We start from the raw sequence: 23,774 nt of genomic DNA, 5'->3' as shown, positions 1-23,774 counted from the left end.
CGACGACCTTACGCGCCGCCGCCGACCGGCGCGTCACCGTCGTCCCCGGCGGGCGGCGCCACCAGGTCGGTCACGTCGCCGCCGGCGTCGTTGAGTCGGAGCAGGAACGGGCGCAGTTCGGTGTAGCTGATGACGGTCAGCGACGCCGGGCCCACGGTGATGCGCTGGAACTGGTCCAGGTGCAGCCCGAGCGCGTCGGCGACGATCGCCTTGATGATGTCGCCGTGACTGCACACCAGGTAGGCGGCGTCCGGGCCGATCCGGGCGTTCCACTCGCGGACCGCCGCCAGCGCCCGGTGCTGGGCCTCGGCCAGGGACTCGCCGCCGGGGAACGTCGCGGCGCTCGGATGCGCCTGCACCACCTTCCACAGCGGCTCCTTGACCAGTTCGTCGAGCCGGCGGCCGGTCCACTCGCCGTACCGCACCTCGCCGAACCGCTCGTCGGTCAGCGGTTCCGGCCCCGACGTGCGCGCCGCCGCGACGGCGCCCGCCGTCTCGGTGCAGCGTTCCAGCGGGCTGGACACGATCGCGCGCAACGGCACCCCGGCGATCCGCTCGGCCAGCGCGGCGGCCTGTGCCCGGCCTCGCTCGTCGAGGTGAACGTCGGGGGTCCAGCCCGCGAGCACCGGCCCGGTCAGGGGGGTGAGGCCGTGCCGCACCAGCAGAAGCGTCGTCACGGCTCGCACTCTACGAGATTTCGGCGATCACCCGGACCTTCACATCGCCGAGATCACGATCGCTGCCACGACGTCCACCTGCGCGGACCCCCCTCGAAAAGCGTGACGACCCCCGTGCGAAGCGTGGCCGGAGGCCGGTGGCCGGAACCCGCCGGACGGCCTGACCGTGCCGAAGTCCGGCCACACCGATAATCTCCGCGACATGAGACAGCGCCACCTCGGGCAGAGCGGGCTGCTGGTGTCACGGCTCGGCCTCGGCACCATGACATGGGGCCGGGACACCGGCGCCGAGGAGGCCGCCGCGCAGCTCACCGGATTCGTGGCGGCGGGCGGCACCCTGGTCGACACCGCCGACGTCTACAGCGACGGGGCCAGCGAGGAACTGCTCGGAGCGCTGCTGCGGGAGATCGTCCCCCGCGACGAGCTCGTCATCGCCACCAAGGCCGCGATCCGCCCGGACGGCCGCTACGACGCCTCCCGGCGGCACCTGCTGCACACGCTGGACGCCTCACTCGACCGGCTGGGCATCGACCACGTCGACCTGTGGCAGGTGCACGCCTACGACTCGGCGACGCCGCTGGAGGAAACGCTGTCGGCCGTCGACGAGGCCGTCGCCTCCGGCCGGGTCCGGTACGCGGGGGTCTCCAACTACGCCGGCTGGCAGCTCGCCAAGGCCGCGGCCTGGCAGCGGTCGTGGCCGGGCCGGACACCGATCGTGTCGGTGCAGACCGAGTACTCCCTGCTCCACCGCGACCTGGAACGGGAGATCGGCCCGGCCGCGCTGGACGCGGGGGCCGGCATCCTGCCGTACTCGCCGCTCGGCCGCGGGGTGCTGACCGGTAAGTACCGCACCGGCATCCCCGCCGACTCGCGGGCCGCCACACCGCATCTGGCCGACTTCGTCCGGCCCTACCTCGGCGAGGAGAGCCGGCGCATCGTCGAATCGGTGGCCACCGCCGCCGAGGGGCTGGGCGTCTCGCCGCTGGCGGTGGCCCTGTCCTGGGTGCGCGACCGGCCCGGGGTCGCCGCCCCGATCGTCGGCGCCCGCACCTCCGCCCAGCTTCTCGGCGCGCTCGAGGCCGAGAAGGTCGTCCTTCCCGAAGAGATCCGTGACGCGCTCGATGACGTTTCCGACATCTGACCCCACCCCCGACCTCGCCGAGCTGTTCGCCGGCGCCGGGGTGCCCGAGCCCTACCTGGCCCCGGCCGCCGCCCGGCTCGGCCCCGACGCGGCCCGGCTGCTGCGCGCCGACCCGTGGCGGCTGCTGCTCGTGCCCGGCGTCGGCCCGGAGCAAGCCGATCACTTCGCTCGCGGGCTGCTCGGCCCGGCCGCCGAACCCGCCGATCCGCGGCGCGGCCGGGCCCTGGCCGTGCACCTGCTCGTCCGGGCGGCCCGGCACGGGCACACCGCGCTGCCCGTGCCGGAACTGGCGGCGGCACTGGCACCGCTGAAGGTTACCGAGCCGCTCGCCGCGATCCGGGCCGCGCTGGACGAGGGGGAGGCGATGCACTTCCTGGAGGAGGTGGACTTCGACGCGCTGCCCGACGACATCGACGAGGCCCCGGACCCGGTGGAGCTGGTCGGCCTGGCCCGGTACGCGCTGGCCGAGGAGGCGGTGGCCGAGGGGGTGATGCGGCTGTCGATGACCGCCGAACCGCTGCCCGACGGTCCCACCGGACGGCTCGCGGAGGCGCTGGCGCACGGCGTGAGCGTGCTGCACGGCTCCCCCGGCGCGGTCGAGGCCGCCCTGCCGGAGCTGGTCGAGGCGGCACGGGCCGCCGGGGCGCGGGTGGCCGTCGCCACGGCCACCGGCCGGGCCGCGGCCGGGGCGGGTCCGGCCGCGGTCGCGCTGCACCGGCTGCTGGAGGCGACGGGGACGGGTGACGGCCTCGTCTGCGCGCGGGACGAGCAGCGGCCGGTGGAGGCGGACGTGGTGGTCGCCCTGGACGCCGGCTGGCTCGACGTCGAAACGGCGGCCGCCCTGGTCGAGGCGTGTGCCGACGGAACGCGCCTGATGCTGTGCGGCGACCCGGCGGGGCTGCCCCCGGCCGGCCCCGGGCGGGTGCTCGCCGACCTGGCCGAGTCGGGCACGGTACCGGTCACCGACCTCGGCGACGGCCCCGGCCGGTCCCCGCTGGACGCGCTCGTCGCCGGGGTGCGGCGCGGCGACCTGCCCCGGGTGGAGGCCCCCGACCGGGAGGTGGTGGTCGTGCCCGCCGCCGACGACGCGGAGGCCGCGCACCGGGCCGTGCAGCTCGTCGCCGACTCGATCCCGCGGGCGCTGGGCGTCCCGGCCGATGAGGTGCAGGTCCTCGGCACCGGAACGGCCGGCCCGGCGGGGACCGTCGCCCTGAACGCGGCGCTGAAGGAACGGCTGAACCCGGGGCCGGGCGCGCACGGCGGCTTCGACGTCGGTGACCGGGTGCTGGTGGCCGTGGCGCTGCCCGAGGTCCCCACGGGAGAGACGGGCCCGGTCACCGGTGCGGACGAGGACGGGCTGACGATCGAATTCCCCGGCGGACCCGTGCGGGTACCCACCGCACTGCTGGGCCGGCTGCGGCACGGCCGGGCCATGACGGTCGGGCAGGCGCACGGCACCCGGTGGCCGGCGGTCGTGGCGGTGGTGTCGGGTGAGGCCGCCGGCCGGCTGTCCGGGCCGCTGGCGGTCACCGCGTTCACCCGGGGCCGGCGGCACCTGTCGATCGTGCACGCCGCCGGCCCCGCGCTGGCCCGGGCGGTCCGGGAGAGCGCCGTTCCGGCCCGCCGGACCCGGCTGGTGGGGTTGCTGCGCGGCTGAGCCGGTCAGGGCCGGTTCAGGGGCGCCTCAGGCGCCCATGGCGTGCACCCCGCCGTCCACATGGACGATCTCGCCCGTGGTGGCGGGGAACCAGTCCGACAGGAGCATCGCGCAGGCCTTGGCGGTCGGCTCGGCGTCCTTGATGTCCCAGCCCAGCGGGGCGGTCCCGGGCCACATGTCGGTGAACTCCTCGAAGCCCGGGATGCTCTTGGCCGCCATCGTGGCCAGCGGCCCGGCGGCGACCAGGTTCACCCGGACGCCCTGCGGGCCGAGGTAGCGGGCCAGGTAGCGGGCGCACGACTCCAGCCCGGCCTTGGCCACGCCCATCCAGTCGTAGACCGGCCACGCCTTGGTCGCGTCGAAGTCCAGGCCGACGACCGAGCCGCCGCCCTTCATCAGCGGCAGGCAGGCCATGGTGAGCGACTTCAGCGAGTACGCCGACACGTGCACCGCCGTGGAGACGTCCTCCCACGAGGTGTTGAGGAAGTTGCCGCCCAGCGCGGTCTGCGGGGCGAAGCCGATCGCGTGCACCACGCCGTCGAGGCCGTCGACGTGCTCGCGAAGCAGGTCGGCCAGGCCGTCGAGGTGCTCGGTGTTCGTCACGTCGAGTTCGAGGACCGGCGGCGGGTCGTCCGGCCCGGACGGCAGGCGCTTGGCGTACCGCGCGGTCAGCGTCGGCCGGGGGTAGGCGGTCAGGACGACCTGCGCGCCTTGCTCCTGGGCGATGCGGGCCACGTGGAACCCGATCGAGGCGTCGGTGAGCACGCCGGTGACGAGGATCCGCTTGCCCTCGAGAAGTCCCATGTTCCTCAGTACCTCACGTCGGTGTGTTCGGTCGGTCGGGGTCGCTCAGTGGCCCATGCCCAGGCCACCGTCGACCGGGATGACCGCGCCGGTGATGTACGCGGCGTCGTCGCCGGCCAGGAACCGGACGACCTTGGCGATCTCCTCGGGGGCCGCCATCCGGCCCAGCGGGATCATGCTCGTGATCGCGGCCTGCCGTTGCTCGTCCAGCACGGCGGTCATGTCGGTCTCGACGAAGCCGGGCGCGACGACGTTCGCGGTGATGTTGCGCGAGCCCAGCTCGCGGGCCATGGAGCGGGCGAGGCCCACCAGGCCGGCCTTGGACGCGGCGTAGTTCGTCTGGCCGGCCGAGCCGAGCAGGCCGACCACCGAGGAGATGAGCACGATGCGGCCCCTGCGCATACGCATCATGCCCTTGACCGCGCGCTTGGAGACCCGGAAGGCCCCGGTCAGGTTGGTGTCGACGACGGAGCTGAAGGAGTCCTCGCTCATCAGGGCCAGGAGGGTGTCCTTGGTGACGCCGGCGTTGGCGACCACGACCTCGACCGGCCCCTGCTCGGCCTCGATCTTGCCGAACGCCGCGTCGACGTCCTCCCAGCTCGTCACGTCGCACTTGACGCCGAACAGCCCCTCGGGGGGCTCGCCGGAGCGGTAGGTGACGGCCACCGCGTCGCCCGCGGCGGCCAGTTCCCGAGCGATGGCCAGGCCGATCCCCCGGTTGCCCCCGGTCACTAGGACAGACCGACTCATACTCGACACCTCCGTCAACAACGTCACGACAGCGCCCGAGCGTAGCCGTCTACCTGCTGGTAGCGGCATGTGGCGTTCCCACAAGATCTATCGCCCCGGCTTGTCCCGCCCCCGGGCGCGCCACGACGCGACGGCCGAAGCAAGGCGCGAGCGAGGTAGGTTACCGAGGGTGCATGAGATCGATCCCGCATTCACCGCGCTGCCGCTGCGCGCGCTCGCCGACGCCGCGCTCGCCCGGGCCCGGGAACTGGGCGCCGAGCACGCCGACTTCCGCCTCGAACGCATCCGCAGCCAGACCCTGCGGCTGCACGACGCCGCCCTGCAGACCGCGCTGGACGCCGACGACCTCGGCCTGTCGGTCCGGGTGGTCAAGAACGGCACCTGGGGCTTCGCGGCCGGCATCGATCTGACCACCGGCGAGGCCGCCGCCGTCGCCGAGCGGGCCGTGGAGGTCGCCGAGGTCGCCGCCGCGGTGAACCGCGAGCCCATCGAGCTCGCCGCCGAGCCGTCGCACGGCGAGCGGACCTGGATCTCCGCCTACGAGATCGACCCCTTCGACGTGCCGACCGGCGAGAAGGTGGAACTGCTGGCCGAGTGGAGCCGGCGGCTGCTCGCCGACGCCCGGGTGGACCACGCCGACGCCGCCCTGCTCCAGGTCCGCGAGAACAAGTTCTACGCCGATGCCACGGGCACCGTCACCACCCAGCAGCGGGTCCGGGTGCACCCCGTGCTCGAGGCCGTCGGCATCGTCGACGGCGTCTTCGACACCATGCGGACCCTCGCCCCGCCCGTCGGGCGGGGCTACGAGTGGCTCACCGGCGGCCGGTGGGACTGGGACGGCGAACTGGCGGCGCTGCCCGAACTGCTGGCGGAGAAACTGGCCGCGCCCTCGGTGGAACCGGGCGCCTACGACGTGGTGATCGACCCGTCCAACCTGTGGCTGACCATCCACGAGTCGATCGGGCACGCCACCGAGCTGGACCGGGCGCTGGGCTACGAGGCGGCGTACGCGGGCACCTCGTTCGCCACCCCCGACCTGCTCGGCACGTTGCGGTACGGCTCCCCGGTGATGAACGTGACCGGCGACCGCACCGCCGAGCACGGGCTGGCCACCATCGGATACGACGACGAGGGCGTCCAGACACAGGCGTTCGACATCGTCACCGACGGGATGTTCACCGGTTACCAGCTCGACCGCCGGATCGCCCAGGTGACCGGGCGAGCCCGCTCCAACGGTTGCGCGTTCGCCGACTCCGCCATGAGCATGCCGCTGCAGCGGATGGCCAACGTGTCGCTGCGGCCCGCCCCCGGCGGGCCGTCCACCGAGGAACTGATCGCGGGCGTCGAACGGGGCGTCTACATCGTCGGCGACAAGAGCTGGTCGATCGACATGCAACGGCACAACTTCCAGTTCACCGGCCAGCGCTTCTTCCGGATCGAGAACGGCCGGCTGGCCGGGCAGCTTCGCGACGTCGCCTACCAGGCCGTCACGACCGACTTCTGGAACTCCATGGAGGCGGTGGGCGGCCCGCAGACCTACGTGCTGGGCGGGGCCTTCAACTGCGGCAAGGGCCAGCCGGGGCAGGTGGCCCCGGTGAGCCACGGCTGCCCGTCCGCGCTGTTCCGCGGTGTCAACATCCTCAACGCACTGAAGGAGGCCGGCCGATGAGCACCCCGCAGGAGGCCGTCGAGCGGGCGCTGGCCCTGTCCCGGGCCGACGACTGCGTCGTCATCGCCGAGGAGACCCACACCGCCAACCTGCGCTGGGCCGGCAACACGCTGACCACCAACGGGGTGACCCGCTCCCGGCGGCTGACGGTGATCGCGCTGCGCCGCGCGGGCGAGGGCATGGCCGCCGGCGCGGTCTCCCGGGCCGGAGTGGGCACCGACGGGATCGAGGACGTGGTCCGCGAGGCCGAGCGGATCGCCGCCGGCAACGAGCCCGCCGAGGACGCCGCCCCGCTGCTGCCGGCGTCCGGCCCGGCGGGCCGGGACTGGGACGGCCCGTCCGCCGAAACCGGGATCGGGGTCTTCTCCGGGTTCGCCCCGGCGCTGGGCGAGGCGTTCTCGGTCGCCGGGGCCGCCGGCGACCGGCTGTACGGTTTCGCCGAGCACGTGGTCACCTCCACCTACCTGGGCACCTCCAGCGGGCTGCGGCTGCGGCACGACCAGCCGACCGGGCGGGTGGAGCTCAACGCCAAGGGCGCCGGCGGCTCGGCGTGGGCCGGGGTCGGCACCCGTGACTTCAGCGACGTGGACGTGGCCGACCTGACCGCCGGGCTGCAGCAGCGACTCGGCTGGGGGCTGCGCCGGATCGACCTGCCGGCCGGCCGGTACGAGACCCTGCTGCCGCCCACCGCGGTGGCCGACCTGATGATCTACCTGTACTGGGCTGCGGGGGCGCGGGACGCCCATGACGGCCGCACGGTCTTCAGCGCGCCCGGCGGCACCCGGATCGGGGAGAAGCTGGCGGGCCTGCCGGTGCGGCTGTACAGCGATCCGGCCGCCCCGGGGCTGGAGTGCGCGCCGTTCGTCGTCGCGCACGCCTCCGGCCGCGACTCCTCGGTGTTCGACAACGGCATGCCGCTGGGAGTCACTGACTGGATCGCCGACGGGACGCTGGCCGCCCTCACCCAGACCCGGCATTCCGCCGCCCTGACCGGGCTGCCGCTCACGCCGGGCGTCGACAACCTGCTGATGTCCGCGCCCGGCGAGGACACCGACCTGGCGGAGATGATCGCCCGGACCGAGCGGGGCCTGCTGCTGACCTGCCTGTGGTACATCCGCGAGGTCGACCCGGCGAGCCTGCTGCTCACCGGGCTCACCCGGGACGGCGTCTACCTCGTGGAGAACGGCGAGGTGGTGGGGCAGGTCAACAACTTCCGGTTCAACGAGAGCCCGGTGGACATGCTGTCGCGGCTGGCCGAGGCGGGCGGCACCCGGCCGACCCTCCCGCGGGAGTGGGCCGACTACTTCACCCGGGCGGCCATGCCACCGCTGCGGATCGCCGACTTCAACATGTCCACCGTCAGCAACGCCTCGTGACTCGCCCGGCCGTCAACCCTCTTCCAGGCGGAAGCCGACCTTCAGCCCCACCTGGAAATGGGCCACCTCGCCGTCCACGATCTGTCCCCTGACCTCCGTCACCTCGAACCAGTCAAGATGGCGCAACGTCCCGGCCGCGCGCCGGATCCCGTTACGGATGGCTTGCTCGACGCCCTCCGGCGAGGTGCCCACGATCTCGGTGACGCGGTAGGTGCGGTCGGACATGGTGCCTCCTGTGTCGCTTCCGATCGTCCGGGGATTACGGTGGAGATGTGAAGGTCCTTCCCCGCCGCAAGGCGGAAGTCCACACGATCACCGATGCGCCGCTGCCCATGTCGCAGGACATCGACCATCGCCAACGCCGGTACCTGGTGTCGATGGGCATCCGTACGGTGTGCTTCGTCGGCGCGATCGTCGCCGCCGGGCGCGCACCGCTGTGGGTCGCCGCACTGCTGGTGGTGGCCGCCCTCGTGCTGCCGTACGTGAGCGTGGTCGTCGCCAACGGAGGGCGCGAGCCGCAGCCTCGGGCACCCTTCGACCCGGAGGAAAGGTCGGACCGCAAGGGCATTTCCGGCCCCCACTCAGAAATTGGGCCGTGACTTTCCTTGACTAACTCCGGGGGGTTTCGGTGTACGATTTGTACCGGCGCCCTGGTCCCCCGTCGGGGCGCCCGTGCCGGTGTTCCGGGCCCCCGTCGGAGCACCGAAGATGCGACGCCGGGTGGGTTGCCCCCGTATCCACCCGGCGTCGCTTTTCTCTTTCCCGGCCTGTTCCTGACCGGTGACCGCCCCGCCCGGCCGGATGGGAGACTGGACGGGTGACCGAGTCCGGACCCGCCGAGATCCGCTGTTCCGCCAAGGGGTGCGCCAACACTGCGGAATGGGCGCTGCGCTGGAACAACCCGAAGATCCACCCGCCGGAGCGGCGGAAGGTCTGGCTGGCCTGTTCCGGCCACCGCGAGTACCTTGCGAGCTTCCTCGGGCGGCGCGGGTTCCTGCGTGAGGTGGTCCCCTTCGCCGAAGCGTCGGACCCCTCCTAGACGGGGTCGGGGTCCGCCGCCCAGCCCTCCGCCAGTTCGGTGATGCGGGCGGCGGCGTCCCGGGCCGGTTCGCCCCGGCCGACCGCCAGGCCCAGCAGGTAGGCGGTGAGCGGCGCCGCCGGGCGGGCCACCCCGTGCGCCACGTCGCGCGCCAGGTCCAGCACCAGGTCGCGGTCGACGTCGGAGGCCTTGAGCCCCAGTTCCCGGCAGGCCACCTCGAGCCAGTCCTCCAGCACGATCATCCCTCCTCGCCGTGCGGGCCGCGGCCCGTGTTCCGCGGTGACCACCGTACGCCCTGCACGCCCTGCCAGCCGGCGGGCCCGCTCGACCGCCTCGGGGGTGTCACAGTCGAGCCACGGCGCCCGTTCCCCCGCCGGCGTCGCCAGCCGGACGGGGTCCAGCGGGCTGAGCAGGCCGTGCAGCGAGGCGCCCTGGTAGCCGGCCAGCGCCGCGCGCAGCACGTCGGTCCGCCAGCAGCCGGCCAGCCACTGTTCCCGGCCGCCGTCGTCGACGAGCACGGCCCCGGTGCCCGTCCGGGCCCGTCGGCGCAGCCCGGTCACCTCCGCAAAACCCAGGAACGGCAGGTCGGCGGCGAGCAGCACCGCCCAGGGCGCCCGCACCTCGGCGAGCCCGGCGCGCAGTGCGGGCACCGGCCCGGCACCCGGCGGGTCCTCGCGGACGGTCACCGCGTGCGGCAGTTCGGGTCGGGCGGGACCCACCACCACCAGCCGGCCGGCCCCGGCCGCAGCCGCGGCCACCCGGGCGATCAGCGACCGGCCGCCGACCGTCACACCGGGTTTGTCGGCCCCACCGAGCCGGCGGGCCCGGCCGCCGGCGAGGAGGACCGCGTCGAACTCCGGCTCCTGATCGTTCACGAGCCCTCCCCTACCCCGCCGGTCACCCGCCGATCGCCGACATGGGGCGGACCGGCTGCAGGAAACTCGGGTCGTCGATGCCGTGCCCGGCGCGCTTGCCGCGCACCGCGGCCCGCCAGCGGTCGGCCAGTTCCGCATCGGTGGCGCCGGCCCGCAGCGCGTCGCGCAGGTCCGATTCCTCGGTGGCGAACAGGCAGTTGCGCACCTGCCCGTCGGCGGTCAGCCGGACCCGGTCGCAGGCGGCGCAGAACGGCCGGGTCACCGACCCGATCACCCCGACCCGGTAGGGCCCGCCGTCCACCAGGAAGGTCTCGGCGGGCGCGCTGCCCCGGGCCGCGGGCTCGTCCGGGGTCAGTGCGAACTCGGCCGCCAGCATCGTCAGGATCTCGTCGGCGGTGACCATCGACTCGCGCCGCCAGCCGTGCTGGGCGTCCAGCGGCATCTGCTCGATGAACCGCAGCAGGTAGCCCCGCTCGCGGCAGTAGCGCAGCAGCGGCACCGCCTCGTGCTCGTTGACGCCGCGCATCAGCACCGCGTTGACCTTCACGGGGCGCAAGCCGGCCCGCTCGGCCGCCGCCAGCCCGGCGAGCACGTCGGGCAGCCGGTCGCGGTGGGCCAGCCGCCGGAACACCTCAGGGTCGAGGGTGTCCAGGGAGACGTTGACCCGGTCGAGGCCGGCCGCGCGCAGCGGTTCCGCCAGCCGGTCCAGCCCGATGCCGTTGGTGGTCAGCGAGAGCTGCGGCCGGGGGCTCAGCTCGGCCGTCCGGGCCACGATCCCGGGCAGGCCCCGGCGCAGCAGCGGCTCGCCGCCGGTGTACCTGACCTCGGTGACGCCCAGCCGCTCGACGCCCACCCGCACCAGCCGGACGACCTCGTCGTCGGTCAGCAGTTCGGGCTTGGGCAGCCAGTCGAGCCCTTCGGCGGGCATGCAGTAGGAGCAGCGCAGGTTGCACCGGTCGGTGAGCGAGACCCGCAGATCGGTCGCGGTCCGGCCGTAACTGTCGACCAGCACAGTGGTCCTCCAAAGACTGATCGTCTAGAAGACCAGACTATGCCGCTCCGCGCCTTTTGCGCCCCACCGGTACGCGTCGGCGGCGTCCCCCGGGTCCGGAGAACGCCGCCGACGACGATTCGTCAACCCTTGATGCAGATGAGCTGGCGCAGGTGAGCCTGCACTTCCACCAGGTCGGCCTGGGCCTCGATCACCGACTCGATGTCCTTGTACGCGCCGGGGATCTCGTCCAGGACACCGCCGTCCTTGCGGCACTCGACGCCCTTGGTCTGCTCGATCAGGTCCTCGACCGTGAAGGCCTTGCGCGCCTTGTTCCGGCTCATCCGGCGTCCCGCCCCGTGCGAGGCGGAGTCGTAGGCGGCCGGGTTGCCCAGGCCGCGCACGATGTAGGTGCCGGTCGCCATGGACCCGGGGATGATGCCCAGGTCGCCGGAGCCGGCCCGGATCGCGCCCTTGCGGGTGACCAGCAGGTCGACCCCGTCGTAGGTCTCCTCCGCCACGTAGTTGTGGTGGCAGGAGATCAGGTCCTCCCAGCGCACCTTGCGGCCGGTGAAGTACCGGGTCACCACGTGCTGGGCGAGGGCCAGCATGACGGCGCGGTTGCGCCGCGCGTACTCCTGCGCCCAGAACAGGTCCCGGCGGTACTCCGCCATCTTGCGGCTGCCGGTGAGGAAGACCGCGAGGTCGGGGTCGGGCAGGTCCTGGTTGTGCGGCAGCCTGCGCGCCGCCTCGATGTGGACCTGGGCGAGCTCGTTGCCGATCCCGCGCGAGCCGGAGTGCAGCACGATCCAGATCGCCCCGGTGTCGTCGGCGCACACCTCCAGGAAGTGGTTGCCGCCGCCGAGCGTGCCCATCTGCTGGCGGGCCTTGCCGAGCCGCCCGCGCACCGCGGGGACCAGGTCGTCGAAGCCCCTCCAGAAGTCGTACCAGCCGCGCTCGCGCAGGCCGGGCAGCGCCGAGGGGTCCACGGCCTGCTTGTGCGAGCCGCGACCGACCGGGATCGCCTTCTCCAGCTTGCCCCGCAGCGCGCCGAGGTCGTCGGGCATGTCCTCGACGGTGAGGCTGGACTTGACCGCGGTCATGCCGCAGCCGATGTCGACGCCCACCGCGGCCGGGGAGACCGCGTCGCGCATGGCGATCACGGAGCCGACGGTGGCCCCCTTGCCGTAGTGCACGTCGGGCATCACCGCGACGCCCTGCACCCACGGCAGGTCGGCGACGTTGCGCAACTGCTCCAGCGCGACGTCCTCGACGTCGGCGGGGTCGGTCCACATCCGGATGGGAACGCGACCGCCCCGCAGAGTCTGGTACGGCATCACCTGCTCCTCTCCGTTCGATGCGTGGTCAATCCCGAACCAGGATCTATAACGCCAGAAAGGATCTACCGGCTCAACTCATTTTCGCCGTCGTCCGCCGGCGGCGCCGGGGGTGTGCGCCGCTCGCCCCCGGACCGCCGGGTGAGCCCGCACCGGTCGAGATGCTCCAGCAGCGGGATGACCACCCGGCGGCTGGTGTCCAGGGCCCGGCGGGCGTCGCTCGCGCTGAACGGCTGGGGCAGGTCGCTCAGGATCCGGGCCGCGGCCCGGTCGGCGCCCGGGAGCAGGACGACCGAGTCGGACAGCCGGAGCACGGCCCCGGCCCGTACCGCGGCGGCCAGGACCTTGCCGGTCAGGCCGAGTTCGGCGAGCCGGTCGGCCTCGGGGGCCCGGAAGGGGCCGTCGGCGAGTTCGGCGCGCAGTCGCCCGACGGCGTCGGCCACCTGGGGCGGCAGGCCGGTCTCCACGGCCGGGCCGTGCACCCGCCCGTCCGCCAGCCGCAGCGGCGGCCGGACCAGCGCCGCCGCCAGCCGCCGGGTGGGCAGGCCCAGCCGCAGCCGGACGGCCTCCAGCGGCAGGCCGGGGGCCAGCGGGTGGGCGGCGGCGTGCCGGGAGACCTCGTCGGCCAGCCGCCGGTGCAGCGCCGCCCAGTGGCCGGGGTCGGCGACCCAGCCGGAGTCGGGGGACACGGCCTCGGCCGGCGGCTCGCAGCCCATCTCGGCCAGGTCGGTGCGGCGCAGCACCCCGTGCCGGCGCAGCAGCAGCCCGCCGCCCGGCTGATCGGGCCAGGCGGCCAGTTCGCGGGCCCGGGCCGCGCCCGCACCGCGCCGGACCAGGGTGGGCGGGCGCACGTCCAGCACGCTCGCCCCGGCCACGGCTCGCCGGCCGGGGTCGCGCAGCAACGCCCGGTCGCCGACGTGCAGGGGCAGCCGGGCGTTGATGGTGAGCCGCGCGGTGTCGGGACCCAGCGGGCGGAGCCGGACCGGCACCGCCGTGGACCCCAGGTGCATGATCATCTGACGGGGCAGCCGGCCGGAGGACTCGTTGAAGCCGATGCGCACGTCGATACAGGTGGTCAGGGCCCAGCTCCCGGGGGTGACCAGCGCCATGCCGCGCGCCACCTCGTCCCGGTCGACGCCGCGCAGGTTGAGCGCCACCCGGGCCACCCCGCTGACCTCGTCGGCCGGTTCCTTCAGCGCCTCGACGGCACGGACCCGGACGGTCTCACCGGCGGGGGTGAGCAGCAGCTCGTCACCGGCCCGGACGGTGCCCTCGGCCAACGTGCCGGTGACCACGGTGCCGCTGCCCCGGACGGTGAAGGCCCGGTCGATCCACAGCCGGACCGGCGCCGCCGGATCGGGGACGGGCAGCCGGGCCGCCAGCCGGTCCAGGGCGGAGATCAGGTCGTCGAGCCCGGTGTCCTCGCCCTGGCCGACGGCGACCGCCTCGGCGCCCCGCAGCCCGGTGCTCTCCAGCCGGGTGCGGGCCTGGCGCAGCGCGTGCGTGGGGTCGGCCAGGTCGGAGCGGGTGACCGCGAGCACCCCGTGCCGGACGCCCAGCGCGTCGATGGCCGCCAGATGCTCCTCCGACTGGGGCATCCAGCCCTCGTCCGCCGCGACCACCAGCAGGACGGCCGGCACCGGCCCGACCCCGGCGAGCATGTTGGTGACAAAGCGTTCGTGCCCGGGGACGTCGACCAGCGCGAGCCGCCGTCCTGACGGCAGGGTGGTCCAGGCGAACCCCAGGTCGATGGTCAGCCCGCGGCGGCGCTCCTCGGCCCAGCGGTCGGGCTCCATCCCGGTGAGCGCCCGGACCAGGGTGGATTTCCCGTGGTCGACGTGGCCCGCCGTAGCGACGACCTGCATCAGCGCCCTTTCCGGAGGTCGGGGGCGGCGTCGCGGGTCACCGCGAGCACCGCCTCCCGGAGGAGGTGGTCGTCGGCCGGGTCGACGGCGCGCAGGTCGAGCAGCAGCCGGCCGTGGTCGACGCGGCCCACGACGCCGTGTGCGCGCAGCGGCCCGGCGTGCTCGGCCGGCAGGGCCAGCGCCGCGCTGGGCAGCGTGACGCCCGGCGCTCCCCCGCCGCCGACGGTCGCGGCGGCGTCGACCACCGGAACGTCGACGCCGCGCGCGGTCAACTCCTTGGCGAGTTGTTCGGCGCGGTGCCGCAGCCCGTCGGCCCCGGCCCGCAGCGCCCGGGTCACCGGCGGTTCCGGGCCGCGCAGGGTGGCCTCCAGCGCGGCCAGCGCGGTCTTGTCCACCCGCAGCGCGCGGGCCAGCGGGTGCCTGCGCAGCCGGGTCACGATCTCTTCCTCGCCCAGCAGCAGGCCGGCCTGGGGGCCGCCCAGGAGCTTGTCCCCGCTGGCCGTGACGAGCGCGGCCCCGGCCGACAGGGTGGTGGCGGCGTCGGGTTCGTCGGGCAGCAGCGGTTCGGGGGCCAGCAGCCCGGAGCCGAGGTCGGCCACCACGGGCACTCCGAGCCCGGCCAGTTCCGCCACGCCGGCCTCGGCGGTGAACCCCTCGATCCGGAAGTTCGACGGGTGCACCTTGAGGACGAATCCCGTCTCGGGCCCGAGCGCCGCGGCGTAGTCGGCGCGGGTGGTCCGGTTGGTGGTGCCGACCTCGCGCAGCCGGGCCCCGGTGGAGACCAGCAGGTCGGGGATCCGGAAGCCGTCGCCGATCTCGACCATCTCGCCCCGGCTGATCACGATCTCGCGGCCGGCGGCGAGCGCGGTGGCGGCGAGGACCAGGGCCGCGGCGTTGTTGTTGACCACGTGCGCCGCCGCGGCGGGCGGGCAGGCGGCCAGGAGGGCCTGGACGGCGCCCCGGCCGCGCGGGCCGCGGGTTCCGGTGGCCAGGTCGTACTCGACGTCGGTGCAGCCCGCGGCGTCGGTCATGGCGGTGCGCGCGGCGGCTGACAGGGGCGCCCGGCCGAGGTTGGTGTGGAGCAGCACGCCGGTGGCGTTGATCACGGGGCGCAGGGTGGCGGCGCCGGCGGGCAGCGCGGCCACGGCCGCGTCGGCGACCCGCGCGGGTTCGATCTCACCCGCCCGGGCCCGCTGTTGCGCGTCGGCCACGGCCGACTTCACCATCGTCCGCCCGAGCCGGTCGATCGCCGCGGCCAGCCGCGGGTCGGCCAGCACGACGTCGGTGCGGGGCACGTGCCGCCGGATGTCCATCGACATCACCCTATGGAGGCCGGGCCCGTGAGGGAAAGCGCACCCCGGGGGGACATCACGATCATTCTCTGGGCAGGCCAGGTACCTGCATAGTACAAGTAAAGAAGTATTCTGCTGCGGCACTCTTCCCCAGGAGGTCCCCCCGTGGCATCCAGCACGACCGTGGCACGAGGAGGGCCGGCCCCGGCCGGCACCCCCCACTCCCGGGCGACCCTCCCGGCCCTCGGCGTCGCGGGCCTGGCCGTCGCCCTCCAGCAGACGCTGGTGATCCCCCTGCTGCCGGCGATGATGGTCGCGTTCGACGTCTCCGTCACGACGGTGACGTGGGTGTTCACCATCTCGCTGCTCGCCGGGGCGGTCGCCACCCCGCTGCTGTCGCGGTTCGGCGACATGTACGGCAAGAAGCGGATGATCCTCGTCGCGATGAGCCTGATGCTCGCCGGCTCGGTCATCTGCGCGCTGGCCGGCTCGATCGGCCCGCTGCTGGTCGGCCGCTTCCTGCAGGGCACCTCCGCGGCGATGATCCCGCTGGCCATCGGCATGATCCGGGACGGGTTCCCGCGGGAGCGGGTGACGACGGCCATCGGCATCGTCAGCGCGACCATGGGCATCGGCGGAGCGCTCGGCATGATCGTCACCGGTCTCATCGCCGACCGCACCACCAGCCACCGGCCCGCCTTCTGGATCGCGGCCGGGCTGGCCACCGCCGCGCTGGTGTTCATCGCGCTCACCGCACGGGACTCCGCGCCCTCCAGCGGCGGCCGGCCCGACGTGCCCGGAGCGCTGGTCCTGGGCGGCTGGCTGATCTGCCTGCTGCTCGCCATCAGCCAGGGCAACGCCTGGGGCTGGGGCTCGGCCCGCGTACTCGGCCTGTTCGCCACGGCGGCGGCGCTGTGCGCGCTCTGGGTGGCCGTCGAGCTACGGGTGCGCGAGCCGCTGGTGCGCCTGCGGCTGCTGGTCGGCCGCCAGTCGCTGTCGGCCAACGCCGCCTCGGCGCTGCTGGGCTTCTCGATGTTCGCGGCCTTCACCCTCGTCTCCACGTTCGTGCAGACCGACGAGGCGGCCACCGGCTACGGCCTGAGCGGGTCCGTGCTCGACGTGGGCCTGCTCAACCTGCCTAGCTGTGCCACCATGCTGGTGGCCTCCGCCCTGGCCGGCCGGATCTCGCTGCGCATCGGGGCCGCGTTCACCCTGGCCATCGGCTCGGCCGTCACGGCGCTGAGCAACGTGTGGCTGGTGGTCTCGAACGCGCACGCCACCGACTTCCTCGCCTTCAGCGCGCTGCAGGGCCTCGGGCTGGGAGTCGGATACGCGGCGCTCGGCACCCTCGCCGTCCAGCACGTGCCGATGGACCAGAGCGGCATCGCCAGCGGCATCAACTCGCTGGTGCGGACCTCGGGCGGCAGCGTGGCCGGAGCCGCCACGGCCGCGGTGCTCGCCTCCGACACCCTGGCCGGCTCCGGCCTGCCGACCCGGCACGCTTACATCGTGTGCTTCGCCCTGGTGGCCCTCGCGGCGGCGCTGGCCGCGGTCGTCGCCGCCGTACACGGCGTCCGGCACCGGCCGCCGCGCGGCACCCATCCGATCGAGGCGCTGGAGACCTCCTGATCCGTTCCGGAGGGCCGCGCGGGCCGGCCCGGCCCGCGCGGTCCCGGTGCGGTCCGGCCTACCGTGGCCTGGCGCCCGTCTTCGGCCAGAAGGACGCCACCAGGAGCACCCCGATGACGGCCAGGCCGATCTGGAACAGGAACTCCCAGAAGTTGAAGCCCTTGGTGGAGAGGTCGAGCATCCGGGCCAGGGCGCTGCCGATCAGGGCCGCCACGATGCCGACCAGGACGGTGAGCCACATCGGCATACTCTGCTTGCCCGGCACGATGAGCCGGCCGAGCGCGCCGATGATCGCTCCGAAGATGATCGCAGTGATGATCCCTCCGATGGTCATGGCGGCTCCTTTCCTTCTCCAGGCCTGCGCACGGATGCGGCGAGGCGGGTCACCTACCGCCTACCCCTGGTCAGGGGCCTGACACGGAAGGCGAGAACCGCAGGTCGGCGTGCCCGTGCGGGTCAGCGGACCACGAGGGGGCGGTCGCCGCGGGGAACGAGCTCGCCGATCACCGGAGCGCCCGGGACGTCCCCCGCCACCAGCAGCCCGCCCGAGGTCTGGGCGTCGGCCAGCAGCAGCCGGTCGGCCTCGCCGACCCGGCCGAAGTCGGTCTCCCGGCCGGCCCACGCCAGGTTGCGCCGGGTGCCGCCGGAGACGAACCCGTCCCGGACGGCCTCCCGGGCCCCGTCCAGGTACGGCACCGCCGCGGAGTCGACGACGGCGGTGACGCCGCTGGCGCGGGCCAGCTTGTACAGGTGCCCCAGCAGCCCGAATCCGGTGACGTCGGTCGCGCACCGGACCCCGCGCCCCAGCGCGATCCGGGAGGCCTCGGCGTTCAGCGTGGTCATCACCTCGACGGCCTGCGGGAAGGCCTCGCCGGTCGACTTGTGCCGGGTGTTGAGCACCCCGACGCCCAGCGGCTTGGTCAGCGACAGCGGCAGTCCGGGCCGGCCGGCGTCCAGCCGGAGCAGCCTGCCGGGGTCGGCGACGCCGGTGACCGCCAGCCCGTACTTGGGCTCCGCGTCGTCGACGCTGTGACCGCCCGCCAGGTGCGCACCGGCCAGGGCCACCATGTCGAGCCCACCGCGCAGCACCTCCCCGGCCAGTTCCAGCGGGAGCGTGTCGCGCGGCCAGCACAGCAGGTTCAGCGCCATCAGCGGCTCGCCGCCCACCGCGTAGACGTCGGACAGCGCGTTGACCGCGGCGATCCGGCCCCAGTCGTAGGCGTCGTCGACGACGGGCGTGAAGAAGTCGGTGGTGGAGACGATCGCCCGGCCGCCCTCGATCCGCAGCACGGCCGCGTCGTCGCCGTCGTCTGCGCCGATCAGCAGGTCGTCGCGGACGGCGGGCCCCAGCAGCCCGGACACGATGGACTCGAGCTCGCCCGGCGGGATCTTGCAGGCGCAGCCGCCGCCGCGAGCATAGGCGGTCAGCCGAACACCGGACCGGGTCACCAGCGCAACGTACCCACGCGGCGAGCCCGGCAACAAGGTACGACACCACAAAAACCCAGGACGCGCCTTGCTCGAACACCGTTCCGCATGATGTGATCCCCACTACGCAAGCAAGTACTTACATCAGCTCGGGGGCCGCAGGAAAGGGGCGCGATATGACAGAGGCCGGCATCGCTGCGGAGCGGGCGCAGTTCGAAGCACGGATCGCGGGCCAGACGCTGCCCGCCCGGCTGGCGGACACCGCTGAGCGGCATGCGGACCTGCCAGCGTACTCCGACCGTACCCCAGGCGGGACCTGGCGGACGCTCACCTGGGGTGAGACACGGCAGCGGGCGCTCGAACTGGCGGCCGGGTACGTCGCCCTGGGCCTGGAGCCGGGCGACGTGGTGGCCCTGATGATGCCGAACCGCTCCGAGCACGTGCTCGCCGACTACGGCGCGGTGCACGCCGGCGGCACCCCCAGCACGATCTACGCGACGCTGGCCCCGGACCAGGTGGCCTACGTGGTCGGCCACTGCGCGGCGAAGTTCGCCGTCCTGGAGGGCCGGGACCAGCTCGACCGCTGGGAGCCGGTGCTCGAACGACTGCCCGCCCTGCGCCGGATCATCGTGCTGGACCCGGCCGCCTGCCCGCCCGGTGACCTCTACCTGACCTGGGACGACTTCGTCGCGCTGGGCCGCGAGCGGCTGGCCGCGGACACCGCGGAGATCGACCGGCGGTGGCAGGCGGTCCGGCCCACGGACACGCTGACCGTCCTCTACACCTCCGGGACGACCGGCGACCCCAAGGGCGTGATCATCACGCACGCCATGGCGCTCTACGAGGCCGCGGTCTCCGAGGCCACCTCCGGGCTGCCCGAGCACAACGTGGGAGTGTCCTACCTGCCGTTCGCGCACATCGCCGACCGGGTGCTCAGCATGTACCTGCCGGTCGCCCGGGCCGCGCACGTCCACTTCTGCCCCGACCCCAAGGATCTGACCACCGTCCTGCGGGAGGTGCGGCCCAACGCCTTCTTCGGCGTGCCGCGCGTCTGGGAGAAGATCATGGCCGGTATCCAGGCGCTGCTGGGAGCCGAGCAGGACGAGGCCAAGAAGGCCGCGATCGCCCAGGCCATGGAGGCCGGCCGGCGCTACGTCGCCAGCCGCGAGTTCGGCAACACCACCTCGGCCGAGCTGTCGGCGGCCTTCCAGCAGGCCGACGCGGCCGTGCTGTCGACGATGCGCGGGCTGCTCGGCCTCGACCGGGTGGTGCACGCGATGAGCGCCTCCGCGCCGCTGCCGGAGGAGGTGCAGCGGTTCTTCGCCGGGCTGGGCATCGAGATCCTCGACGTGTACGGCATGACCGAGACCACCGGCGCGGTCACCGCCAACGTCTCCGACGCCTTCAAGCTCGGCACCGTCGGCCGCCCCTTCCCCGGGGTGGACCTGAAACTGGCCGAGGACGGCGAGATCCTGGTCAGGTCCGCCACCAACACCCCCGGCTACCTGGACCGGCCCGAGGCCACCGCCGAACTGCTCGACGAGGACGGCTGGGTGCGCACCGGCGACCTCGGGGTCCTCGACGAGGACGGCTTCCTGCGGCTGGTCGACCGCAAGAAGGAGATCATCATCACCGCGGGCGGCGAGAACATCGCCCCCTCGATGATCGAGAACTACCTCAAGGAGCACCCGCTCGTCGGGCAGGCCCTGGCCTACGGCGACCGGCGGCCCTACGTCGTCGCGCTGATCACGCTGGACGGCGAGGTCGCGCCGGTCTGGGCCGCCGCCCGCGGCCTCGAGACCACCGATCTGGCCGCCCTGGCCGAGCACCCACTCGTCCTGGAAGAGGTCGGCCGGGCCGTTGAGGACGCCAACCGGCGGCTGGCCCGCGTCCAGCAGGTCAAGAGCTGGCGGCTGCTGCCCGCCGAGTGGACCGCCGAGAGCGACGAGCTCACCCCGTCGCTGAAGCTCCGCCGCCGGGTGGTGCACACCAAGTACACCGACGTGATCGCCACCCTCTACGGCTCCTGACGACACGCCGCGCTCCCCGCCCGCCCTGGGCGGGGAGCCGCCCACCTGCGGCTAGGGTCGGTGCCGGAGGCGTGCGAGCGCCTGGTGGGCTTCCCGGTCTTCAAAACCGATGGACCCGAGGATCTCGGGTCGGCGGGTTCGATTCCCGTACGCCTCCGCCACCGCACCGCGGATCATGACGGTTCGAGTCGTCAGTGACTCACCGCAACGCACTTGTTCGGAGTAATTAACCGGCGATCGTGGGGTTTTGTCGGTGTAGATCCGATCTGTCGGGAAGACTGGCTCGCTGGGGGTGGCGGGCCGGGCCGCAGGCGTCCGGCGAAACGGTGCAGACGGCGAACGGCCCACGGCCGATCACCGCACGCACGGAGGACGGAGAAACCGGATGGCCATCAAGCTCGTGTCCCGTGCTGCCTGGGGTGCGCGATCAGCACGGAGCACCGCGACGTACCTGGCCTCCACGCGCGGGGTGAAGGTGCACTACACCGGGGACTCCATGGACCCGCGGATCGCCGCCGACCACGGGCGATGCGCGGCACGGGTGCGGGCGATCCAGAACGGCCACATGGACGGTAACGGGTGGGCCGACATCGGATATTCGATGGTGGTGTGCGCGCACGGGCACGTGTTCGTGGGGCGGGGAGCGCACCGGCTGCCGGCGGCCAACGGGCCGGGGCTGAACACCGGGCACTACGCGGTGTGCGGTCTGGTGGGCAACAAGGGGACGACCCAGCCCACGGACGCGATGCTGCACGGGATCCGGGACGCCATCGAGTACCTGCGTTCCCGGGGCGGCGCCGGCGGCGAGATCAAGGGCCACCGCGACGGTTACGCCACCGACTGCCCCGGCGGCCCGCTGTACGCCTGGGTCCGCAAGGGCGCGCCGCGCCCGGCCGCCGAACCGGAAAAAGAAGAAGAGGAAACCATGAAGACCGTCGTCGACCTCGGCATGCGCCAGCCGGTCACCGTTCCCGCCGGCGCCCGCGCGTCGATCCCGTTCGAGATCGAATGGCAGGACCCGGGGAAGATCCACCCGGACGCGTCGGGCGGCGTCCGGCATCCGAGCGTCCTCATCAAGGGCGCCGACGCCCCCTACGCCGTGTCGGTGGAGGTGATCCTGACCGAGCGGCCGGGGCCGGGCGTCGAGGTCACCGTGGCGTCGTACGGGCGGAGCACCGACGACTTCGAGCGGGACATCCGGGGCAAGGAACTGGCCACCGCGCGGGACGTCCTGCACTCCAACGTCCGGATGAGCGACAAGCACAAGTACCGGGTCGACCTGGTCAACAACTCCGGCGTCGACGTCACGGTGCGCGAGGCGTACATGCTCATCGCCCACTGACCGCCGCCGCGGTCCCGGCCGGAGCCGGGACCGCCGTCCCGGACGTCGCGGGTCAGCCCGCCATCGCGGCCCGTTCGTCGGGGACGCAGTGCGTCATCTGCAGGCCCGCGACGTCGCGGGGGCCGTTCTTACCCAGGGTGGCCAGCCGCTCGCGGTCCTCGTCGGTGAGGTTCTGGTCCGGCAGTGGCTCCAGGTGGACGACGTCCTCGGGGGCGATGCCCAGGCCGCCGCCGACGCGCAGGCCCAGGTCGTCCTCCACCATGAGGAAGTGCCAGACCATCCGCTCCTGGACCGGCCGGACGCACTGCGACAGCTGGGTGATGAGGTTCTTGACCAGGTCGTCCCGCTCCCAGTCGTGCATCAGCAGGTAGCGCTGGCCCGCCTGGGCGTAGTCGTTGGTGCGCGGCAGGCGCTTACGGGTGAGCCGCCCGCTGATCAGCGGGCCCTGCTCGTCGTGGCTCGGCTCCCTGGCCTCGCGCAGCCCGCCGGTGATCGAGGGTTCGTAGTTGACGTGCGGGCTCTGGCCCCCGTCGTCGACGTAGTAGGTCATCTCGCCGTCGCGCTGGTTGGTGCGCACCTCGGCGTTCCTGGCCTGGTTCACCGGAAGCTGCAGGTAGTTGGGGCCGACCCGGTGCCGCTGGGTGTCGCTGTAGGAGAACGTGCGTCCCACCAGCATCTTGTCGTCGGAGAAGTCCAGACCGTCCACCAGTACCCCGGTGCCGAAGGCGATCTGCTCGTTCTCGGCGAAGAAGTTGCGGACGTTGGAGTCGAGGACGATCCGGCCGACCGGCTTGGCGGGGAACTCGTTCTCCGGCCACACCTTGGTGTCGTCGAGCGGGTCGAAGTCCAGCTCCGGGTGCTCGTCGTCGGTCATCATCTGGACCAGCAGTTCCCACTCGGGGTAGTCGCTGCGGTCGATGGCGTCGCGCAGGTCCCGGGTGGCGTGGCCGAGGTCCCGGGCCTGCACCACGGCGGCGTCCTCCTCGGTCATGCTCCGCACGCCCTGCTTGGGCATCCAGTGGTACTTGACCAGGTGCGTCACCCCTTCCTCGTTGACCCACTTGTAGGTGTTGACGCCGAACCCCTGCATGTGCCGGTAGTCGGCGGGGATTCCGCGCGGGCTGAACAGGTTGACGAGCATGTGCATGCTCTCGGGGGTCTGCGACATGAAGTCGAAGATCCGGTTGGGCTCCTGCCGGAAGGTGACCGGGTCCGGCTTGAGGGCGTGGATCACGTCCGGGAACTTGATCGCGTCCCGGATGAAGAAGACCGCGAGGTTGTTGCCCACCAGGTCCCAGTTGCCGTCCTCGGTGTAGAACTTGATCGCGAAGCCGCGAGGGTCCCGGGCGGTCTCGGCGGAGTCGCGCCCCCCGATGACCGTGGAGAAGCGCAGCGCGACGTCGGTGCGCTTGCCGGGCTCCTGGAAGAGCCTGGCCCGGGTGTAGGTGGAGATGGGCTCGTCGCCCCACGTCCCGTAGGACTCGAAGAAGCCGTAGGACGTGGTGCCCCGGGCGTGCACCACCCGCTCCGGGACGCGCTCCCGGTCGAAGTGGCTGATCTTCTCCAGGAACTGGTAGTTCTCCAGCGTGGCGGGGCCGCGCGCCCCCACGGTGCGCTGGTTCTGGTTGTCGTGGACCGGATGGCCCTGGCGGTTGGTGAGCACCTCCCGGCCGTCCTGCGAGCCCCGCGCGGCGGGCGATGTGTCGGTCATGACCGTTCCTTCCTGCGGTGGTCCCGGCGCGCCGCGGTGTGCGCCGGGGTGCCCCCTACCCGCCGGCCGACCGGCTAAAGACGGCCTGCCGCGAGGCCCGCCGTACCGTCCGGAACGCCTGGTCGGACGGTCTTCCCGTGAGCCGTCGACCGCGGTGCCCC

At 73.4% G+C, this 23,774-nt stretch carries 21 protein-coding genes and 1 tRNA gene; 10 read left to right on the top strand and 12 right to left on the bottom strand.

The features are described 5' to 3' along the window. Positions 1 to 8: 8 nt before the first annotated feature. Positions 9 to 677 carry a histidine phosphatase family protein gene (locus tag DPM19_RS16855; protein ID WP_111868747.1) on the bottom strand — a complete coding sequence of 223 codons (669 nt, stop codon included), beginning with the start codon at positions 675 to 677 and terminating at the stop codon, positions 9 to 11. A 202-nt stretch (positions 678 to 879) separates the two neighbouring features. Between DPM19_RS16855 and DPM19_RS16850 the strand changes: the two genes are divergently transcribed. Both DPM19_RS16850 and DPM19_RS16845 read left to right on the top strand, forming a co-directional pair. Continuing rightward, a complete protein-coding gene (locus DPM19_RS16850) occupies positions 880 to 1,818 on the top strand; it encodes an aldo/keto reductase (protein ID WP_111868745.1) in 939 nt (312 codons plus the stop codon). Beyond that, positions 1,799 to 3,475: a helix-hairpin-helix domain-containing protein gene (locus DPM19_RS16845; protein ID WP_111868743.1), complete on the top strand. Its 1,677-nt coding sequence runs from the start codon at positions 1,799 to 1,801 to the stop codon at positions 3,473 to 3,475. The genes DPM19_RS16850 and DPM19_RS16845 overlap by 20 nt, the downstream gene beginning before the upstream one ends. Positions 3,476 to 3,502: 27 nt before the next feature. Here the strand turns inward: DPM19_RS16845 and fabI are convergent, their stop codons facing one another. Continuing rightward, a complete protein-coding gene (fabI, locus tag DPM19_RS16840; RefSeq protein WP_111868741.1) occupies positions 3,503 to 4,279 on the bottom strand; it encodes an enoyl-ACP reductase FabI in 777 nt (258 codons plus the stop codon). Positions 4,280 to 4,324: 45 nt separating this feature from the next. Further along, positions 4,325 to 5,029 (bottom strand): beta-ketoacyl-ACP reductase, encoded by a 705-nt coding sequence (locus DPM19_RS16835; RefSeq protein ID WP_111868739.1) that lies wholly within the window; start codon positions 5,027 to 5,029, stop codon positions 4,325 to 4,327. Positions 5,030 to 5,198: 169 nt separating this feature from the next. Here DPM19_RS16835 and DPM19_RS16830 point away from each other — a divergent pair, with 169 nt between their 5' ends. Both DPM19_RS16830 and DPM19_RS16825 read left to right on the top strand, forming a co-directional pair. After that, complete coding sequence (locus DPM19_RS16830) at positions 5,199 to 6,698, top strand: TldD/PmbA family protein (RefSeq protein ID WP_199485131.1); 1,500 nt, start codon at positions 5,199 to 5,201, stop codon at positions 6,696 to 6,698. Then, positions 6,695 to 8,074 carry a metallopeptidase TldD-related protein gene (locus DPM19_RS16825; protein WP_111868735.1) on the top strand — a complete coding sequence of 460 codons (1,380 nt, stop codon included), beginning with the start codon at positions 6,695 to 6,697 and terminating at the stop codon, positions 8,072 to 8,074. Before DPM19_RS16830 ends, DPM19_RS16825 begins: the two co-directional genes overlap by 4 nt. Positions 8,075 to 8,086: 12 nt before the next feature. Here DPM19_RS16825 and DPM19_RS16820 read toward each other — a convergent pair whose 3' ends face one another. Beyond that, positions 8,087 to 8,299 carry a dodecin gene (locus DPM19_RS16820; RefSeq protein ID WP_111868733.1) on the bottom strand — a complete coding sequence of 71 codons (213 nt, stop codon included), beginning with the start codon at positions 8,297 to 8,299 and terminating at the stop codon, positions 8,087 to 8,089. Between the two features lie 47 nt (positions 8,300 to 8,346). Here DPM19_RS16820 and DPM19_RS16815 point away from each other — a divergent pair, with 47 nt between their 5' ends. Next, on the top strand, positions 8,347 to 8,673 hold the full coding sequence (locus DPM19_RS16815; protein WP_111868730.1) for a DUF3099 domain-containing protein: 327 nt from the start codon (positions 8,347 to 8,349) through the stop codon (positions 8,671 to 8,673). A gap of 218 nt (positions 8,674 to 8,891) precedes the next feature. Then, entirely contained in the window at positions 8,892 to 9,113 is a 222-nt protein-coding gene (locus DPM19_RS16810) for a hypothetical protein (RefSeq protein WP_111868727.1), read from the top strand. Here the strand turns inward: DPM19_RS16810 and DPM19_RS36960 are convergent. From DPM19_RS36960 to selA, 5 genes are all read right to left on the bottom strand, one after another. Further along, positions 9,110 to 9,988 (bottom strand): DUF6457 domain-containing protein, encoded by an 879-nt coding sequence (locus tag DPM19_RS36960; RefSeq protein WP_325050250.1) that lies wholly within the window; start codon positions 9,986 to 9,988, stop codon positions 9,110 to 9,112. The two genes, DPM19_RS16810 and DPM19_RS36960, sit on opposite strands and share 4 nt — an antisense overlap. Before the next feature lie 22 nt (positions 9,989 to 10,010). Beyond that, entirely contained in the window at positions 10,011 to 11,000 is a 990-nt protein-coding gene (gene moaA / locus DPM19_RS16800) for a GTP 3',8-cyclase MoaA (RefSeq protein ID WP_111868723.1), read from the bottom strand. 122 nt (positions 11,001 to 11,122) lie between these two features. Beyond that, positions 11,123 to 12,316 carry an RtcB family protein gene (locus DPM19_RS16795; RefSeq protein WP_111868721.1) on the bottom strand — a complete coding sequence of 398 codons (1,194 nt, stop codon included), beginning with the start codon at positions 12,314 to 12,316 and terminating at the stop codon, positions 11,123 to 11,125. Positions 12,317 to 12,381: 65 nt separating this feature from the next. Beyond that, complete coding sequence (gene selB, locus DPM19_RS16790) at positions 12,382 to 14,181, bottom strand: selenocysteine-specific translation elongation factor (RefSeq protein WP_111868718.1); 1,800 nt, start codon at positions 14,179 to 14,181, stop codon at positions 12,382 to 12,384. Further along, positions 14,181 to 15,494, bottom strand: a complete 1,314-nt coding sequence (gene selA / locus DPM19_RS16785) for an L-seryl-tRNA(Sec) selenium transferase (RefSeq protein ID WP_111868716.1) — start codon at positions 15,492 to 15,494, stop codon at positions 14,181 to 14,183. The genes selB and selA overlap by 1 nt, the downstream gene beginning before the upstream one ends. Positions 15,495 to 15,638: 144 nt before the next feature. On the opposite strand from selA, the gene DPM19_RS16780 reads away from it, so the two are divergent. Beyond that, the gene (locus DPM19_RS16780) at positions 15,639 to 17,102 is read left to right on the top strand and encodes an MFS transporter (protein WP_111868713.1); all 1,464 of its coding nucleotides are present in this window, start codon (positions 15,639 to 15,641) and stop codon (positions 17,100 to 17,102) included. Between the two features lie 58 nt (positions 17,103 to 17,160). Here DPM19_RS16780 and DPM19_RS16775 read toward each other — a convergent pair whose 3' ends face one another. Both DPM19_RS16775 and selD read right to left on the bottom strand, forming a co-directional pair. Continuing rightward, complete coding sequence (locus DPM19_RS16775) at positions 17,161 to 17,436, bottom strand: GlsB/YeaQ/YmgE family stress response membrane protein (RefSeq protein WP_111868711.1); 276 nt, start codon at positions 17,434 to 17,436, stop codon at positions 17,161 to 17,163. Between the two features lie 122 nt (positions 17,437 to 17,558). Next, entirely contained in the window at positions 17,559 to 18,551 is a 993-nt protein-coding gene (selD, locus tag DPM19_RS16770) for a selenide, water dikinase SelD (protein WP_233510218.1), read from the bottom strand. 155 nt (positions 18,552 to 18,706) lie between these two features. Here selD and DPM19_RS16765 point away from each other — a divergent pair, with 155 nt between their 5' ends. From DPM19_RS16765 to DPM19_RS35755, 3 genes are all read left to right on the top strand, one after another. Further along, positions 18,707 to 20,560 (top strand): AMP-dependent synthetase/ligase, encoded by a 1,854-nt coding sequence (locus DPM19_RS16765; RefSeq protein ID WP_111868708.1) that lies wholly within the window; start codon positions 18,707 to 18,709, stop codon positions 20,558 to 20,560. A gap of 65 nt (positions 20,561 to 20,625) precedes the next feature. Continuing rightward, positions 20,626 to 20,721 (top strand) — tRNA-Sec (locus DPM19_RS16760). A 224-nt stretch (positions 20,722 to 20,945) separates the two neighbouring features. Next, positions 20,946 to 21,902 (top strand): peptidoglycan recognition protein family protein, encoded by a 957-nt coding sequence (locus tag DPM19_RS35755; RefSeq protein ID WP_199485130.1) that lies wholly within the window; start codon positions 20,946 to 20,948, stop codon positions 21,900 to 21,902. A gap of 52 nt (positions 21,903 to 21,954) precedes the next feature. On the opposite strand, the gene DPM19_RS16750 is transcribed toward DPM19_RS35755, so the two are convergent. Next, positions 21,955 to 23,613 carry a catalase gene (locus DPM19_RS16750; protein WP_111868705.1) on the bottom strand — a complete coding sequence of 553 codons (1,659 nt, stop codon included), beginning with the start codon at positions 23,611 to 23,613 and terminating at the stop codon, positions 21,955 to 21,957. Positions 23,614 to 23,774 lie beyond the last annotated feature (161 nt).

The organism is Actinomadura craniellae (genome assembly GCF_003289645.1).
Taxonomy (GTDB): domain Bacteria; phylum Actinomycetota; class Actinomycetes; order Streptosporangiales; family Streptosporangiaceae; genus Actinomadura_D; species Actinomadura_D craniellae.
This window is presented reverse-complemented; position numbering and strand designations above follow the sequence as displayed.